The organism is Lysinibacillus cavernae (genome assembly GCF_009724685.1).
GTDB classification, from domain to species: Bacteria; Bacillota; Bacilli; order Bacillales_A; family Planococcaceae; genus Lysinibacillus; species Lysinibacillus cavernae.
Map to the genome: position 1 here is coordinate 1 of NZ_WMEF01000021.1, position 16,263 is coordinate 16,263.

Genomic DNA, 16,263 nt, shown 5'->3' on the forward strand with positions numbered 1-16,263 from the left:
TTAGAGCGCACGCCTGATAAGCGTGAGGTCGATGGTTCGAGTCCATTTAGGCCCACCATTGTTCCGAAGTAGCTCAGTTGGTAGTAGCACCTGACTGTTAATCAGGTTGTCGCAGGTTCGAGTCCTGCCTTCGGAGCCAATTTTTTTTTGGGGAAGTACTCAAGAGGCTGAAGAGGCGCCCCTGCTAAGGGTGTAGGTCGGGTAACCGGCGCGAGGGTTCAAATCCCTCCTTCTCCGCCATTGGCCCCTTGGTCAAGCGGTTAAGACACCGCCCTTTCACGGCGGTAACACGGGTTCGAATCCCGTAGGGGTCATACTAAGTGCAGTAGATGATTTTACATCTACTGCACTTTTTAATTTTATTGATAAATCTAGATAACAAGTTAAATCTATTACTACTTATAACAACAAGCCTTCACAGATTAAATAGTCTGTGAAGGCTTGTTGTTTTCAAAGAAGTTATAAAATTGTCCGTCCTTTGCCATATGGAATACATAATGGTGTACCAAAGATTGGATCTGTTGTCATTTGACAATCCAGGTCAAATACATGCTTGACTAATTCAGTTGTCATAATTTCCTCTGGTTTACCTTGACGATGAACACCGCGATCACGCACTGTAATAATATGATCAGCGTAGCGACATGCCAAATTAATATCATGTAATACCATAATAATTGTTCGCTTTTGCTGTTGGTTTAATTCGAATAATAAATCTAAAACGTCTATTTGATGAGTTAAATCTAAATATGTCGTAGGCTCGTCCAAAAGAATAATATCTGTATCTTGAGCAAGGGTCATAGCTATCCAAGCACGTTGACGTTGCCCCCCTGATAGTTCATCCACTGGTCTATCTTGTAAATGCTCTGTACCTGTTGCTTTTAAGGCATTGAACACGATTTCTTCATCCTTTTCCGTCCACTGTTGGCGCCAGCTTTGATAAGGATATCTTCCTTGTTTAACAAGCTGTAGGACAGTTAAGCCCTCTGGTGCAACAGGAGATTGAGGGAGAATTGAAAGATTTTTTGCCACTTGTTTTGTAGACAATTTAAATATATCTTCGCCATCTAATAAAACAGAGCCATTTTTAGGCTTCAATAACCGAGCAATGGAGCGTAAGAGTGTGGATTTACCACAGCCATTCGCTCCAATTAATACAGTAATTTCATTCAAAGGAATAGACAAATTGAGATCTTCGATAATAGTGGAATCACCATAACTTAATGTTAGGGATTTGGTTAATAACGATTCAGTCATGTAGTATAGACTCCTTTATTTATTAGGGTTTCTGAATAATAAATAGATAAAATAAGGAGCACCGATGGCGGCAGTGAAGACACCAGCTGGTACTTCTAATGGGCTAAATGCGGTACGACCAATAATATCAGCAATCATTACGAGCAATGCTCCAATTGCTGCGGATGTTGGGATGAGTACACCAAACGATGAACCAACGATCCTTCGTGCAATATGAGGGGCCATTAACCCTACAAATCCAATTGCCCCCGCAAATGAAATGGCACTTGCTACTAAACTAGAACATAAAAGTATTAAATAAAGACGTGTTTTTTGCACGGATTGTCCTAAGCTTGCGGCTGTATCATCGCCTAATTCTTGGACATTTAATTGTCGTGTGATAAAAAATGTGACAAGTAGTAGTACGATGATTAATGGGACAACGATTTGTACCTGGTCCCAATCTGCACTTTTGACACTTCCAGTAATCCACTTATTTGCTTCACTTGCTTGATAAATTGGACCGATAATCATTAACATAGTCGTAACGGCTTGCATCAATGCTGAAACGCTAATACCTATTAGGACAAGTCGATTTGGCGTGACACCATCTTTCCAAGCAAATAAGTAAACAATACATCCTACAACAGTCGCCCCAACAAAGCCAGCTAATGGCAACCATTCAATACTAACCGTTAAAGAGTGATTGGAATCACTGAAAATGGCTAAGAAACCAACAACTGCTGCACCACCTCCAGCGGATATTCCTATTATGTCTGGTGAGGCTAGTGGGTTTTTAATAATTCCTTGTAAAACTGCTCCTGCTACAGCTAACGCCATTCCAGCAAATACAGCAAGAAAAATTCGAGGCATTCGAAAATCAATAATGATCAATTGATCAAAATCTGAGCCGTGACCAATGAAAGTTTGTAAAACCTTTAATGGATTGATAAAAGAATCACCGAATGATGCACTTAAGAAAAAAACAGCTAATGTTATCAAGCTAATTACTAGTAATTTATTTACAGCTTGTACATCTAATAAAAAGGATATTTTTTGTTGAAGTAATCGAATTGTTTTTATTTGTTTCATTATTTTTTTCCACCTTTTCGCGCAAGGTAAATAAAGAATGGTGTGCCAATCATAGCCGTCATTACCCCTACTGGAACTTCTTGTGGCATGATAATATAACGGGCTGCTACATCAGCTAACAATAAAAGAATACCCCCTAATAAAGCAGCCATTGGAATAAGCCAACGATGGTCTGTTCCGACAAACTTACGCGCAAAATGAGGAACTACAATACCGATAAAACCGATCGGGCCTGCAATAGCAACAGCGCCACCTGCTAAAAAGATCACAATAAGTCCTACCATTACCTTCATAAGCCCTAAACGTAAACCTAGTCCTCTTGCTACATCATCTCCAAGAGCAAGAGTATTCATTTTAGGAGAAATGACTAGAGCAGCTATCCAGCCAATGATTAGATAAGGGAGGACCGATAGAAGAATTTCTAATTTTCTTCCTTGAACTGAGCCTGCTAACCAAAATAATACTTGGTCGAGTTCTGCTTCATTTGTGGCAAGTAAACCTTGCGTGAAAGAAGCAAAAAGTGCACTAATGGCGGCCCCTGCTAAAGTAATTTTTACAGGAGTAGCAGCATCTCTTCCTGAAAAACTAATACCATAAACAGATAAAGCAGCAACAGCAGCACCTAAAAATGCGATCCATGCAAAAGACTGCAAACTTGAAATATGGAAAAAAATCATGGCAAAGACAACAGCAAAGCCAGCTCCTGCATTAATGCCTAATATACCAGGTGAAGCTAATGGATTCTTCGTTAAGGTTTGCATAAGCACGCCTGTAATGGCTAATGAAGCACCAACACAACTAGCTATAAGCGCCCTAGGAATACGAACGTTTTGAATGATAATATGCTCATTTGAATGGTTAAATTGTATAAAAGATTCATACGTCATTTGAATAGAAGTATTTGCATAGCCATATACAATACTGATCGCCATACAAAGAAGTAAGAGCAAAACTCCCGCTAGTAAAGCAAGCATCTTTGAATAATTATTTTTTAAAATCATATAAAATTTAACTCTTTTCTTAGATAATTACTAAATTAATGATTGACATAGATGGATACATACAATACGATTAATATCGTTCTAAAGACAGATGAAAGTGATTTTCATTCTCGTCAAATATGCTTAAACATTCTATCATATACAATGGAGGAAGAAAAGGTGCAAAAAGCATTTCAAAAATTAGTAGTTTTGCTAGCAGTTGCGGCTATTTTTGTTCTAGGAGCATGCGGCAATTCTAAAGATAATACGAAAGAAGAAAGTTCAAAAGATAGCAACGCTTACAGTGTCGAGCATGCTATGGGGACAACTGAAGTAAAAGATACACCAAAACGTATTGTTGTTTTAACAAATGAAGGAACAGAAGCATTATTAGCTCTAGGTATTAAGCCAGTCGGTGCGGTACAATCTTGGACAGGTGATCCATGGTATGACCATATTAAGGATCAAATGGACGGTGTGGAGGTTGTCGGCATTGAACATGAAATTAATATAGAAAAAATCGCTTCTTTAAAGCCAGATTTAATCATTGGTAATAAATTACGACAAGAAAAAGATTATGCGAAACTTAGCAAAATCGCTCCAACTGTGTTCTCAGAAACATTACGTGGTGACTGGAAAGAGAATTTTGAATTATACGCAAAAGCAGTTAACCAAGAAACAAAAGGTGAAGAAGTATTAAAAGCTTACGATGATAAGCTACTTGCACTGAAAGAAAAACTTGGTGATCAAACAAACCAAGAAGTTTCATTTGTACGCTTTATGGCAGATAAATCTCGTATCTATTACACAGATTCATTTTCAGGTATTATTTTTGATGCTTTAGGTTTTAAACGTGTTCCTGCGCAAGCTGATCTATTTAAAGATAATGCAAAACTAGGAAACTTAGCGGTTGAAGTAGGGAAGGAAGTAATTCCTCAAATGGATGGAGATGTTATCTTCTACTTCACGTACATGCCAACAGGTGATGATTCAGCATTAGCAACTGAACAAGAGTGGACACAAGATCCTCTTTGGAAAAACTTAACGGCTGTCCAAAAAGGCAATGCACATAAAGTGGATGATGTCATTTGGAATACTGCTGGAGGCATTTTAGCTGCAAATATTATGCTAGATCAAGTGGAAGAAATCTTTACTAAATAATGAATTGATAAAAAATACAATCATCGAAGTTCGATGATTGTATTTTTTTATTTCCTGTTATATGGAACTTTGTATTTTATAGCTAAATAGACTAAGCTATTGAGTAAGGAGGGATAGGAATGAACGAAAAATTGAAGTGGGTTCCCAATCAGCTTAATCGGGTAGAACAAGAAACAGCTTTACTTCCATACTTTACACTGGAACAAGTTGAGAAAGTTGGTCAATTCCAGCGTACATATAAGCAGTTTGAAAAAACACCTCTTCAGCATCTAAATTCACTTGCTTCATTTATTGGTGTGGAAAAAATTCTAGTAAAAGATGAATCCTATCGATATGGTTTAAATGCATTTAAAGTGTTAGGCGGTGTTTATGCAATTGCTCAATATGTCGCCAATGTACTCCAAAAAAATATAGAGGAGCTATCATTTGAACAATTAAAATCTCCGCAAATAAAAGAGCGGATAGGAGATTTAACCTTTATTTCAACGACAGATGGTAATCATGGTCGTGGTGTAGCATGGGCGGCTCGTGAGCTAGGTTTTCATGCACGAATATATATGCCAGCTGGCAGTGCCGATGAACGTTTACAACATATTAAAAACGAAGGAGCTTATGCTGAAATCACGACAATGAATTATGATGATACCGTTCGATTTACTTCGCAACTAGCCCAAGAAAATGGTTGGGTATTGATTCAGGATACGATGTGGGATGGCTATGAGGAAATTCCATTATGGATCATGCAAGGTTATACAACGCTTGTACATGAAATTGTTGAAGATTTGCAACAAGCACCGACACATGTATTTTTGCAAGCTGGGGTAGGATCCTTTGCAGGAGCGGTTGTCGCGTTTTTACAACAATTTTATGAGCAAGAGATGACGTTTGTTTTAGTTGAGCCTCATGTCGCTAATTGTTATTATGAGAGTTTTAAGGCAGGTACTCCCCAATTTGTAACTGTTGGTGGGGAAATGCAAACCATCATGGCAGGTCTTGCTTGCGGTGAACCCAACCCACAAGCTTGGCAACTTTTAAAGACCTATACAAAAATAAGCATTTCTTGTCATGAAGAAATGGCAGCAATAGGTATGCGTATACTTGGCAACCCATTGGACACAGATGAACGCATAATAGCAGGAGAATCAGGAGCAGCTCCATTTGGTTGCTTTTATGAAATAATGACAAATGAACAATACAAGGAATTAAAACATACTTTGCAATTAGATGAACATGCAAGGGTGTTGTTTATTAATACAGAGGGCGACACAGATAAAGAAAACTATCGACAAATAGTGTGGCACGGGAAATATGCGAATGAATAGCAAACTAGTCAAAAGCTAGTTTGCTATTTTATTTGTAACAGACTACATTAGTGAATTTTAATAGCTGCAATTTTATAGGCACCATAATCATCTGTAATAACAGTATAGGTCTTATAGCGATCATAGAATTGGTAATTGCCTTGTGCATCGTAAAAATCAAAAGTTTCATTCATTTCAACATAGTATTTGCCATCTGAATATTGCACATCCAGTACTTCATTGTTTGTAAAATAGAAGTAATGGCCTTGATAGGCAATCTCATTAATATATTTCTCCAATTCTTGATAAGCTGAACTTCCAGGTGCAAGCATATCGGCAATCCAGTAAAAATCACCTTCATTTAGTGCCATTTCATAATATAGACGGAATGCTTGCACGAATTGCCCCGCTAGCAAAGCATCTGTTCCGTTAGTAGTATTTGTTTCAATAGGAGTTTGTTGATTACCTTCATAAACATTAGCTACAGAACGAACCTCATTTGCAGAAAGTGGCTTTGCAATCCATCCATCAAATTGGTCAAGCATACTATAAAGAGGAATAGAGAAAGCAAAGTTAGTACTTGTTTCAGTTGTGTAAAGTAGAGAGTTAATTCCTATGACATTGCCTGTATTGACATCGACCAATGGACCACCACTACTACCTTTATCAATTTGTGCATCGACCTGATAAATTTGCTTGTATATAAAATTTTCAAGTTCCATATCACGTTTATTGCCCGTTATATAACCAATAGAAGCAGAATTTTCAAAACCTTGTGGACTACCAAATGCAATAACTTCTAAGCCTATAGGTGATTCGGCTGTTTCAATGCCTAACGGTTGACTGTCTTGATAGCTAGGTACATGTATTAAAGCGATGTCATAACGATCAGATATACCGATTACAGTACCTGGTGATTCTTGACCCATTGAATTACGAATTCGTACTTCCACTTCACCTTGGACAACATGTGCATTTGTAATAACATAACCACCCTTTTTATATAGGAAGCCAGAACCTTGCCCGCTGTTAGTTAGGACAGTGAACACTTTTTGTTGAATTTCCTTTATAAGGGTGACACGATCAACCTGTTGTGCATGCGCTTCTTGTTTTTTTGTGAGTTTTTCAGAGGAAACTTGCTGAGTAGTTAATTTCTGATTATCATTTAGTTCCGAGTAAGTATTTGAATGATTCTTTTTGTCTACAAAAAAATCCCAATATGCATAGCCAAGCCCACCAATTGCAATAAAACAGACAGATAATACGATAATTGCCCATGCTGGTACACCTTGCTTTGATAATGACGAATTGGTGAGCTTACTGCCACAATCCGAGCAAAATTTACTGTCTGAAAGATTCTCATGCTGACAATTTGGACACTTCATCCTATCACACTCCTGTGAAATATTTACTATTCATATCGGCGTGTAGCGAAAGATTTATATGTATTTATGGAATTATATGAACTGAAAGGATGATTATGGTTAGATTTAATTATTTTTTAATTTTTGTATTGACCTTAACGTTGCGTCAAAGTTTACAGTAGCTATAGTGGAGGTGACAACATGGAATATACAATTCAAGAGCTTGCCCACTTGTCGGGTGTTAGTACTAGAACATTGCGCTATTATGATGAAATTGGGTTACTGAAGCCAGCTAGAACCAATGAGGCAGGCTATCGATTTTATGGGCAATTTGAAGTAGATATGCTACAGCAGATTTTATTTTTCCGCGCGTTGGATATGAAGCTAGCGACGATTCAAGAAATAATTCAGACGCCCAATTTTCAACATGCCGAGGCGCTAAAAACACATAAAGTTGCTTTGCTTCAACGCAAGGAACAGCTAGAAATTATCTTACGGACAGTAGAAAAAACAATACAATCCATTGAGGGGGAACTGCCAATGTCAAATGAAGAAAAATTTAAAGGGTTTAAAGAAAAGTTAATCGAGGGTAATGAAAAACAATATGGTCAAGAAATTCGTGCAAAATATGGAGATGAAACAGTGGACGCTTCGAATGCTAAACTTATGAATATGACAGAACAACAATTTCAGGCGATGCAACAGTTAGAACAGCAAATGTTTGAACGATTAACAGAAGCGATGGAACTTGGTGAAGCCACAAGTGATATCGCAATGGAAGCGGCAGAGTTGCATAAACGATGGCTGAGTTTTACATGGAAAGAATATTCCAAAGAGGCACATGCTGGGCTAGCACAAATGTATGTAGCTGATGAACGTTTTACGGCATATTATGATGAGCGCGGTGAAATAGGGACAGCCCAATTTCTACATGATGCGATCATCGCTTATACAAGTAAATAAATAGAGCTTCCTTATGCTGACATGTTTTAGAAATAGTAAATTAGGAAAAAATGAAGGCATGAGGAGGAGATTTTTTTGAATCAACAAGTAATGCAAAAATTAAAAAGACAATTAGAGCAAGAATTACAAGAAATCGAACAACAATTAGAGGAATCAGAGCGACCACAAGCAACAGAGTTATCTAATTATGATAATCATCCAGCTGATAATGCCAGTGATTTAACGGATCAGCTTACAGAAATGGCAATAGATGAGCATCGTGGTGACAATGCGGAAGAAATTAAAAAGGCCTTACAAGCAATGGCAGACGGAACATATGGTAAATGTGTTGTCTGTGGTGAAGAGATTCCATTAGGACGTTTAGAGGCTATGCCAAAAGCTTTGACATGTGTGGAGCATGCAGAGCAGAAAGAAGAAAATTTACGACCAGTGGAAGAGGATGTTCTATCTTCAACACCAAAATCAGATGATTTTATTGAGCTTGAGGAATTTGGCTCTTCCGACACACCACAAGATAAAATGTAGTAAGTTTTTCCTCATGAAAGCAGTATAATAACTGTAGAGGTGAGGATATGAACATAATTGATTTACATTGTGATGCGCTTTTAAAATTAACCACTCTTGAAACGGCAAATTTTGCAGAGGATGTGCGTATACATGCCAATCAAAAAAGATTGCAATTAGGGCAAATAGAGGCTCAAGTATTCGCCATCTTTATTGACCCAAAAATCTCACAAAATCTGCAATTTCTTGAGGTCATGCGTCAAATTGAAGCATTTCATACGCATGTATTACAAACAGAGGGCATGGTTCATATTACAGATTGGACACAGTTAGATCAATTAGCTACACATGAAATAGGAGCCATTTTAAGCTTAGAGGGCTGTAGTGCAATTGGCGAAGATGTAACAAAGCTCACAGCGGTACTCGATGCTGGTGTAAAATTAGTAGGTTTAACGTGGAATGAAGAAAATGCTGTAGCTCACGGGGCTGAACAGGATGCAAGTCTTGGATTGAAGCCATTTGGTAAAGAGGTCATACAATTACTAAATGAGCGAGATATTATTATTGATGTCTCACATCTAAATGAACAAAGCTTTTGGGATGTATTGCCGTTAGCAAAGCATATACTCGCAAGTCATAGTAATGCACGTGCACTATGTGACCACCCACGTAATTTAACAGATGCGCAGGCAAAGGCACTTGTCGAACACGGGGGACATATCCATGTTGTTTACTTCCCACACTTTATTGGTAAAGATGCAACACTCGACCATTTAGTCGATCATGTGGAGCATTTAGCCAAACTAGTAGGTGTCCAGCATTTAGGGTTAGGGTCAGATTTTGATGGTATTAATGTGACTGTCAATGGTTTAGCTCACGCAGGAGAGGCACAAAATTTATTAGAGGCATTACGTGCACGCTTTTCAGACGAAGAAGTGCATGGCATAGCTAGTCAAAATTTCAGACGCTATGTAAAAAAAGCAGCAACCCGTTAAGGCTGCCGCACTCTTTTAATAAAAGAAATAATGCATTAACAATCCGATTCCTAATAGAAAGCCGAAGAATGTATTGGTTTGCGCTGTATATTTCATCGCAGGCATCACTTCTTTGGCTTCTTTTTTGTCTCGGAAAATTTGAATGGCACGTAATGGTTTTGGAATACTTAGAAAGATAATTAATGCCCAAAAAGTAATGCCATCAACGGCTACAAGGGCGATCACCCATAAATACGAGACGATAAAAAACCCAGATAATACAGAAATCGCATTATCACGTCCTACTAATATAGCCAATGTTTTTCGTCCACCCTCGGTATCGCCAACAATATCACGTATATTGTTGGATAACATAATGGCACCGACTAAAATCATACTTGGTACAGAAAGCAAAACAGCATCAAGTGTCACTGTAAGCGTTTGAATATAGAAGGCAATTAACACAATCCCCATACCCATTACCGCTCCAGAGACAATTTCTCCAAAAGGCGAGTAAGCGATTGGATAGGGTCCACCTGTATATAAGAAACCAATAAGCATACAAACTAGTCCGACAGCTGCTAACCACCAAGATGTTGAGGCACATATGTAAATGCCAAGAAGCATGGCAATGGCATAAAAGCTTAACGCAATCAACATAATTGTTTTTGGTTGTACACCGTGACGGACAATTGTTCCGCCAATACCGACAGAATGCTCGTTATCTAATCCTAATTTGTAATCATAATATTCATTGAACATATTCGTTGCTGCTTGAATAAGCATACTTGCAATGAGCATAGCAAAAAATAGTCCAAAATCAATTGTTTCTTTTTCAATTGCTAGAGCAATTGCAGTTCCTAGGAATACTGGAACAAATGAAGCGGTTAAAGTGTGTGGACGTGTTAAATGCCACCAAACTTTAAAACCCCTATCAGCTTCAATGACTTTGGTCATAAGGTCTTTCTCTCCTTCAAATGTTGTCGACTCTTCTTATTTTATACGAAGATTGAGAAAATGGGTAGGTTCACAGCTTATTACATACTGTTTAATGAAAAAAAGTGATACAATAGAACATGCATTTATGAACTGAAAATAAAAATTGGGTTATTAGCAACGGTACGAATAACAGTGTTGCCAACCAAAAAATGATGTGTTTTAGTCATCATTGATTATGTACATTGCAACAACGGAGGTAATTTTCATGCAACAGAAGTGGTACCAAGCCACAGAAGTAGAAGTGGACTCTTTGGGCCAAAGCCTTCATTTTTATATGGAAACAATTGAAGTAAGTCGCTTATCTGCACTGGCGTTCTATGCAGCAGGCGAAGAGTGTTATAAAGGTGAACGATTTTATTGGCAAAATAGAGAAAAAACAATGACTTTAGTTGGACTAGGACATGCTCATACCATTCAAAACAACGCTAAACATGAACGCTTTGATGCTGTGGAAGCGGAATGGAAAAACTTAACGAAAAACTGTCTGCAGGAACAAAGCGAACTACAGCCTATATTGTTTGGTGGTTTTACATTTGATCCACAAAATAATGTTGACGGAGAATGGACGGATTTTCCAGAATCTTTTTTTGCATTAGCAACATTCCAACTTGTGATACGTGATGATAAAGCATACGTGAGCATTCATCTTTTGACAAAAGATCAGCAAGCGGAGGCGAAGCTCGAATCTTTAAGAAAAGAGAGAGATCATTTAATTCATGCAGCTCAGGTTAAAGAAGTGAAAACGTATACAAAGCCTGAAATAACAAGTTATTTTGAGCCATATAAAGAACCTTATCTATCCTCAATTAACCAAGTGACAGCATTAATTAAACAGAAAAAGGCAGATAAGGTTGTGATTGCACGCTCCCTTGCATTGCAATTTAAAGAGCAGGTATCTGCGCCACAAGTGCTTTCTCAAATTATTCATGAGCAGCCAGAAAGCTATTTATTTGGTCTTGAGCGTAAGAATTTATTGTTTTTTGGTGCATCGCCTGAACGTCTTGTCAAGGTAGAAGATGGTCGTGCGTTTTCTTCTTGCGTCGCTGGCTCAATTAAACGAGGCAAGACAGCAGAGGAAGACGAGGCTTTTGGACAAAGTTTATTAAATGATCCAAAAAACGGTGGTGAGCACCAATATGTTGTCGATATGATTGCGGATACATTCCGTAAAAATTGTGTGGACATGACAGTACCAGATAGACCTCGTTTATTAAAAATACGAGATATTCAACATTTATACACACCTGTAGAAGGTCAGTTAAATAAGGAAGCCACGATATTACAACTTACAAAATCACTACATCCAACGCCAGCTTTAGGTGGTGTACCACGCAAAGAAGCGTTATCTGCCATTCGTAAATATGAGCCGATGAACCGTGGTCTGTATGCTGCACCAATTGGCTGGATGGACGCAGAGGGTAACGGTGAATTTGCAGTCGCTATACGATCAGCAGCATTACTAAGTGATAAAGCTTATTTATATGCGGGTGGCGGTATTGTAGCAGATTCGGAACCACAATCTGAATATGAAGAAACATTAGTGAAATTCCGTCCAATGCTTCGTGCGCTAGGGGGACAATTACATGAGTGAACGAAAAGTTTTAACAGATTATGTTTATAAAATGGTCGCATCGTTAGTACAAGCTGGTGTAGAAAATGTTGTCGTCAGCCCAGGATCACGTTCAACACCACTTGCTTATGCGGTTGCTTCAACTAAACAAGTAAAAATGTATCGTCAGGTAGATGAACGCTCAGCTGCTTTCTTTGCTTTAGGGCTGGCTAAAGCTACTGCCAAGCCTGTTGTTTTATTATGTACATCTGGCACAGCGGCAGCGAACTATTTTCCTGCGATTGTGGAGGCAAGCTATGCACGTGTTCCACTGATTGTGGTAACAGCTGACCGACCACACGAATTACGTGAGGTAGGAGCACCACAGGCCATCAATCAGCCCAATTTATATGGTTCACATGTGAAATGGAGTGTAGATTTTCCGTTAGCAGATGGTGCTGCCCAAACTTTACCTTTTATTGAGCGTCATCTTGCACGTGCAGTAGCAATTGCTACGAGTGCACCTTTTGGACCAGTACATATTAATGTACCTTTCCGTGAGCCTTTATTAATTGATCTACAGAATGAGCTACCAGCAGTGACTTTCAAGCACAGCAGTATAGGACAATTAGTACCATCGAGTGCGAATCTGCAAGAGCTTTCCTCTATTTTGCAATCGACTAAAAAAGGCTTTATTATTATTGGTGAATTAGCTCTTGGTACAGACTTATCAATCGTCTGGGAATTTGTACGTCAGTTGAAGTGGCCAGTAGTTGTTGAAAGCTTATCGAATATGCGTGCATCCGTACCAGAGGATTGTTTACCGTATATGGTGACAACGTACGATGCCATTATGAAGAGCGAGGATTTTAAAGCACTTGTTCAACCGGATACAGTTTTACGTATAGGTGCACAGCCTATCTCGAAATTTATCATGCAATTTATTGCAAAATCACAACCAAATGCCTATGTGATTATTGATGAAGATCCTATGTTTAGAGATGCTACTGGCGTATCTACACATTTTATTCATGCCAGTATCGGGCAATGGTTGACACAATTGGGGATCGCTAACACAGCGCTGGAAGCGACATATTTAGCCGAATGGCAAAAAGCGAATCAGCTTGCTTCACTCTACATTGAACAGCATTCAGAAGTAGAAAAAGATGAAGGTGCTATGGTTAGCCGTTTACTGAAAATGATTCCTGATGGTAGTGATATTTTCGTTAGCAGTAGTATGCCAGTGCGTGATATCGATACATTTTTGTTAGCAACACCGAAGGATTTACGTATTTTTGCAAATAGAGGAACGAACGGAATTGATGGCGTAGTATCCACGGCTATGGGCTTAAGTAGAGGAAATGACCGAGAAACCTATTTGCTGATTGGTGATTTAGCCTTTTTACATGATGTGAATGGTCTAATTGCATCAAGATATCAGGAATGTAACTTAACGATTCTTGTGATGAATAATGATGGTGGCGGTATCTTTTCTTATTTACCACAGTCAACTGTGGAAGCTCATTATGAGGATCTATTTGGCACACCAACAGCACTTGAATTCCGTGATATTGCCCATATGTATGATATGGACTATGTCCGTGTAGAGACGATCTCCGAGCTTTCAGAGAAGGTTTCTACAAGTAAGAAACGTCCGTTGCGTTTGGTGGAAATTTTTACAGATAGAACAGAGAATGTCAATGCTCATCGAGAGCTATGGAATCGTATTAATGCGGAGTTAAAAGCATGACAAAAAGGATGATTCGCGGCCTTGAAACGCATATTGAACTGTGGAATCAAGATGCTTCATACACACTGGTTGCTTTACATGGATTTACGGGTAGCACGGCTACGTGGCACAATCTAGCACAAGCTCTACCCAATGTGCGTGTCATTGCCATTGATTTGATTGGGCATGGAAAAACAGTTATTCCAAAGCAGATAAAACGTTTTTCTATGGAGGAACAATTAAAGGATTTAGAAGAAATCTTTACCCAGCTCGATATAGAGAAATTTACGCTATTAGGTTATTCAATGGGTGGAAGAATTGCATTATCGTACGCCATTGCATACCCAGACCGTGTTCAAAAGCTCATTTTAGAAAGCACTTCTCCAGGATTACGTACAATCGGAGAGCGAAATGAGCGTTGTGAGCGAGATGAAGCACTGGCACAAAAAATAGTTGCAAATGGTTTACAATCATTTGTTGATGCATGGCAGAATATACCTCTTTTTGATACCCAGCATCGCCTACCTAAAAATGTGCAAGTGGCTATTCGAGCAGAAAGACTTTCACAGAGGGCAGAAGGACTGGCAGGGAGCTTAAGAGGTATTGGTACAGGTGTACAGCCTTCGAATTGGGATAGGTTGGTGCAATTAGAAATACCTGTCCTATTAATTACAGGCTCATTGGATGAGAAATTTTGTAAAATTGCACTAGAAATGAAAGCGCTAATAAATACTGTTAGGCATATGACAGTAAATAACGCTGGACATGCAATTCATGTGGAAAATCCCGCTGAGTTTGCTACAATAGTAGAGGAGTATTTAACGTAATATTAATATACGATTACGTTAGCGCCTCGCTAGTAACGAGACGAATTTAATGATATAGGAGGCAATTCAATGACACGTCAATGGACAACATTACATACTTATGAAGACATTAAGTATGAGTTCTATAACGGTATCGCAAAAATTACGATTAACCGTCCAGAAGTGCGCAATGCATTCCGCCCAAAAACGGTTATGGAAATGATTGACGCATTCTCACGTGCACGCGATGACAAAAATATCGGTGTAATTATTTTAACAGGTGAAGGTGAACATGCTTTCTGCTCAGGCGGAGACCAAAAAGTTCGCGGACATGGTGGCTATGTTGGAGAAGATGAAATCCCACGTCTAAACGTTCTTGATTTACAACGTTTAATCCGTGTTATTCCAAAACCTGTAGTTGCAATGGTTGCAGGCTATGCAATTGGTGGAGGACACGTATTACATGTTGTCTGTGACTTAACAATTGCTGCTGACAATGCTCGCTTTGGACAAACTGGACCAAAAGTAGGTTCATTTGATGCAGGTTATGGCTCAGGCTATCTTGCTCGTATTATTGGTCATAAAAAGGCACGTGAAATTTGGTACCTTTGCCGTCAATACGATGCACAGCAAGCACTTGATATGGGCTTAGTCAATACGGTTGTTCCTTATGAGCAATTAGAAGATGAAACAGTTCAATGGTGTGAAGAAATGCTAGAAATGTCACCAACTGCACTACGCTTCTTAAAAGCAGCGATGAATGCAGATACAGATGGCTTAGCAGGACTTCAACAAATGGCTGGTGACGCTACACTTCTTTACTACACAACAGATGAAGCAAAAGAAGGTCGCGACGCATTCAAAGAAAAACGTCAACCAGATTTTGGTCAATTCCCAAGATTCCCTTGATTGTTAAGGGATAAAAAGCTCGTATCTTTTTGGAGATACGAGCTTTTTTGTATTTTAGGAAGAGGGGTGAATTGAAGTATTAAAGTGTTGAATAGCAGGCTAAATGAGGATAGTGCAGGACTTTAAATAAGAGAGACGGATAGAAGACTCAAATTGGTGGATAGAACTGCGAAGTGTTGGATAGAGTTCAAAATGTGAAGGATAGCGCAGCACTTGCAATAAAAGTGGCGGATAGAAGACTCAAATTGGTGGATAGAACTTGCGAAGTGTTGGATAGAACTCAAAATGTGAAGGATAGAGCAGGGCTTGCAATAAAAGTGACGGATAGAATCCTCAAATTGGTGGATAGAAATCTCAAATTGGTGGATAGAACTTGCAAAGTGTTGGATAGAACTCAAAATGTGAAGGATAGAGTAGTACTTGCAATAAAAGTGGCGGATAGAATCCTCAAAATGGTGGATAGAACTTGCAAAGTGTAGGATAGAACTCAAAATGTGAAGGATAGCACAGGACTTGCAATAAAAGTAGCGGATAGAAGTCTTAGAGTGTTGGATAGAACTTGCAAAGTGTAGGATAGAACTCAAAATGTGAAGGATAGAGCAGTACTTGCAATAAAAGTGACGGATAGAATCCTCAAAATGGTGGATAGAACTTGCAAAGTGTAGGATAGAACTCAAAATGTGAAGGATAGAGCAG

The 16,263-nt window shown here is 38.7% G+C and carries 15 protein-coding genes and 3 tRNA genes; 13 read left to right on the plus strand and 5 right to left on the minus strand.

The window, feature by feature from the left end:
• Positions 1-62 precede the first annotated feature (62 nt).
• The 3 genes from GJU32_RS22470 (at position 63) to GJU32_RS22480 (ending at position 314) form a co-directional block, all read left to right on the plus strand.
• A tRNA-Asn gene (locus tag GJU32_RS22470) sits at positions 63-139 on the plus strand.
• 10 nt (positions 140-149) lie between these two features.
• Positions 150-240: transfer RNA gene (locus GJU32_RS22475), tRNA-Ser, on the plus strand.
• 2 nt (positions 241-242) lie between these two features.
• A tRNA-Glu gene (locus GJU32_RS22480) sits at positions 243-314 on the plus strand.
• A gap of 145 nt (positions 315-459) precedes the next feature.
• Here GJU32_RS22480 and GJU32_RS22485 read toward each other — a convergent pair.
• The 3 genes from GJU32_RS22485 to GJU32_RS22495 are packed head-to-tail and all read right to left on the minus strand — an operon-like array spanning position 460 to position 3,329.
• Positions 460-1,257 (minus strand): ABC transporter ATP-binding protein, encoded by a 798-nt coding sequence (locus GJU32_RS22485; RefSeq protein ID WP_155592636.1) that lies wholly within the window; start codon positions 1,255-1,257, stop codon positions 460-462.
• A gap of 15 nt (positions 1,258-1,272) precedes the next feature.
• The gene (locus GJU32_RS22490) at positions 1,273-2,328 is read right to left on the minus strand and encodes a FecCD family ABC transporter permease (protein WP_155592637.1); all 1,056 of its coding nucleotides are present in this window, start codon (positions 2,326-2,328) and stop codon (positions 1,273-1,275) included.
• On the minus strand, positions 2,328-3,329 hold the full coding sequence (locus tag GJU32_RS22495) for a FecCD family ABC transporter permease (RefSeq protein WP_155592638.1): 1,002 nt from the start codon (positions 3,327-3,329) through the stop codon (positions 2,328-2,330). The genes GJU32_RS22490 and GJU32_RS22495 overlap by 1 nt, the downstream gene beginning before the upstream one ends.
• A gap of 144 nt (positions 3,330-3,473) precedes the next feature.
• On the opposite strand from GJU32_RS22495, the gene GJU32_RS22500 reads away from it, so the two are divergent.
• Together GJU32_RS22500 and GJU32_RS22505 are read left to right on the plus strand one after the other, a co-directional pair.
• On the plus strand, positions 3,474-4,469 hold the full coding sequence (locus tag GJU32_RS22500) for an ABC transporter substrate-binding protein (RefSeq protein WP_196426714.1): 996 nt from the start codon (positions 3,474-3,476) through the stop codon (positions 4,467-4,469).
• A gap of 119 nt (positions 4,470-4,588) precedes the next feature.
• The gene (locus tag GJU32_RS22505) at positions 4,589-5,791 is read left to right on the plus strand and encodes a diaminopropionate ammonia-lyase (protein ID WP_155592640.1); all 1,203 of its coding nucleotides are present in this window, start codon (positions 4,589-4,591) and stop codon (positions 5,789-5,791) included.
• A gap of 47 nt (positions 5,792-5,838) precedes the next feature.
• Here the strand turns inward: GJU32_RS22505 and GJU32_RS22510 are convergent, their stop codons facing one another.
• Positions 5,839-7,155, minus strand: coding sequence for a trypsin-like peptidase domain-containing protein (locus tag GJU32_RS22510; protein WP_155592641.1), 1,317 nt, complete (start codon positions 7,153-7,155; stop codon positions 5,839-5,841).
• A 180-nt stretch (positions 7,156-7,335) separates the two neighbouring features.
• On the opposite strand from GJU32_RS22510, the gene GJU32_RS22515 reads away from it, so the two are divergent.
• The 3 genes from GJU32_RS22515 (at position 7,336) to GJU32_RS22525 (ending at position 9,596) form a co-directional block, all read left to right on the plus strand.
• Positions 7,336-8,097, plus strand: a complete 762-nt coding sequence (locus GJU32_RS22515) for a MerR family transcriptional regulator (RefSeq protein WP_155592642.1) — start codon at positions 7,336-7,338, stop codon at positions 8,095-8,097.
• Positions 8,098-8,172: 75 nt separating this feature from the next.
• Positions 8,173-8,622: a TraR/DksA C4-type zinc finger protein gene (locus tag GJU32_RS22520; RefSeq protein ID WP_155592643.1), complete on the plus strand. Its 450-nt coding sequence runs from the start codon at positions 8,173-8,175 to the stop codon at positions 8,620-8,622.
• Positions 8,623-8,669: 47 nt separating this feature from the next.
• On the plus strand, positions 8,670-9,596 hold the full coding sequence (locus tag GJU32_RS22525) for a dipeptidase (RefSeq protein WP_155592644.1): 927 nt from the start codon (positions 8,670-8,672) through the stop codon (positions 9,594-9,596).
• A gap of 15 nt (positions 9,597-9,611) precedes the next feature.
• On the opposite strand, the gene GJU32_RS22530 is transcribed toward GJU32_RS22525, so the two are convergent.
• A complete protein-coding gene (locus GJU32_RS22530; RefSeq protein ID WP_155592645.1) occupies positions 9,612-10,532 on the minus strand; it encodes a 1,4-dihydroxy-2-naphthoate polyprenyltransferase in 921 nt (306 codons plus the stop codon).
• 247 nt (positions 10,533-10,779) lie between these two features.
• Between GJU32_RS22530 and GJU32_RS22535 the strand changes: the two genes are divergently transcribed.
• The 5 genes from GJU32_RS22535 to GJU32_RS22555 all read left to right on the plus strand — a co-directional run bounded on the left by GJU32_RS22535 (position 10,780) and on the right by GJU32_RS22555 (position 16,046).
• Positions 10,780-12,165, plus strand: a complete 1,386-nt coding sequence (locus GJU32_RS22535; protein WP_155592646.1) for an isochorismate synthase — start codon at positions 10,780-10,782, stop codon at positions 12,163-12,165.
• On the plus strand, positions 12,158-13,873 hold the full coding sequence (gene menD, locus GJU32_RS22540; protein ID WP_155592647.1) for a 2-succinyl-5-enolpyruvyl-6-hydroxy-3-cyclohexene-1-carboxylic-acid synthase: 1,716 nt from the start codon (positions 12,158-12,160) through the stop codon (positions 13,871-13,873). Before GJU32_RS22535 ends, menD begins: the two co-directional genes overlap by 8 nt.
• Positions 13,870-14,679, plus strand: coding sequence for a 2-succinyl-6-hydroxy-2,4-cyclohexadiene-1-carboxylate synthase (gene menH, locus GJU32_RS22545; RefSeq protein WP_155592648.1), 810 nt, complete (start codon positions 13,870-13,872; stop codon positions 14,677-14,679). The genes menD and menH overlap by 4 nt, the downstream gene beginning before the upstream one ends.
• Positions 14,680-14,748: 69 nt before the next feature.
• A complete protein-coding gene (gene menB, locus GJU32_RS22550) occupies positions 14,749-15,567 on the plus strand; it encodes a 1,4-dihydroxy-2-naphthoyl-CoA synthase (protein WP_155592649.1) in 819 nt (272 codons plus the stop codon).
• A gap of 176 nt (positions 15,568-15,743) precedes the next feature.
• Complete coding sequence (locus GJU32_RS22555; protein WP_196426708.1) at positions 15,744-16,046, plus strand: hypothetical protein; 303 nt, start codon at positions 15,744-15,746, stop codon at positions 16,044-16,046.
• Positions 16,047-16,263: the final 217 nt, after the last annotated feature.

What these genes read in the sequence shown, in the direction of transcription:
- GJU32_RS22485 (WP_155592636.1), bottom strand. Translation starts at nt 1,257, where the DNA reads ATGACTGAATCGTTATTAACCAAATCCCTAACATTAAGTTATGGTGAT.
- GJU32_RS22490 (WP_155592637.1), bottom strand. Translation starts at nt 2,328, where the DNA reads ATGAAACAAATAAAAACAATTCGATTACTTCAACAAAAAATATCCTTT.
- GJU32_RS22495 (WP_155592638.1), bottom strand. Translation starts at nt 3,329, where the DNA reads ATGATTTTAAAAAATAATTATTCAAAGATGCTTGCTTTACTAGCGGGA.
- GJU32_RS22500 (WP_196426714.1), top strand. Translation starts at nt 3,474, where the DNA reads ATGGAGGAAGAAAAGGTGCAAAAAGCATTTCAAAAATTAGTAGTTTTG.
- GJU32_RS22505 (WP_155592640.1), top strand. Translation starts at nt 4,589, where the DNA reads ATGAACGAAAAATTGAAGTGGGTTCCCAATCAGCTTAATCGGGTAGAA.
- GJU32_RS22510 (WP_155592641.1), bottom strand. Translation starts at nt 7,155, where the DNA reads ATGAAGTGTCCAAATTGTCAGCATGAGAATCTTTCAGACAGTAAATTT.
- GJU32_RS22515 (WP_155592642.1), top strand. Translation starts at nt 7,336, where the DNA reads ATGGAATATACAATTCAAGAGCTTGCCCACTTGTCGGGTGTTAGTACT.
- GJU32_RS22525 (WP_155592644.1), top strand. Translation starts at nt 8,670, where the DNA reads ATGAACATAATTGATTTACATTGTGATGCGCTTTTAAAATTAACCACT.
- GJU32_RS22530 (WP_155592645.1), bottom strand. Translation starts at nt 10,532, where the DNA reads ATGACCAAAGTCATTGAAGCTGATAGGGGTTTTAAAGTTTGGTGGCAT.
- GJU32_RS22535 (WP_155592646.1), top strand. Translation starts at nt 10,780, where the DNA reads ATGCAACAGAAGTGGTACCAAGCCACAGAAGTAGAAGTGGACTCTTTG.
- menD (WP_155592647.1), top strand. Translation starts at nt 12,158, where the DNA reads ATGAGTGAACGAAAAGTTTTAACAGATTATGTTTATAAAATGGTCGCA.
- menH (WP_155592648.1), top strand. Translation starts at nt 13,870, where the DNA reads ATGACAAAAAGGATGATTCGCGGCCTTGAAACGCATATTGAACTGTGG.
- menB (WP_155592649.1), top strand. Translation starts at nt 14,749, where the DNA reads ATGACACGTCAATGGACAACATTACATACTTATGAAGACATTAAGTAT.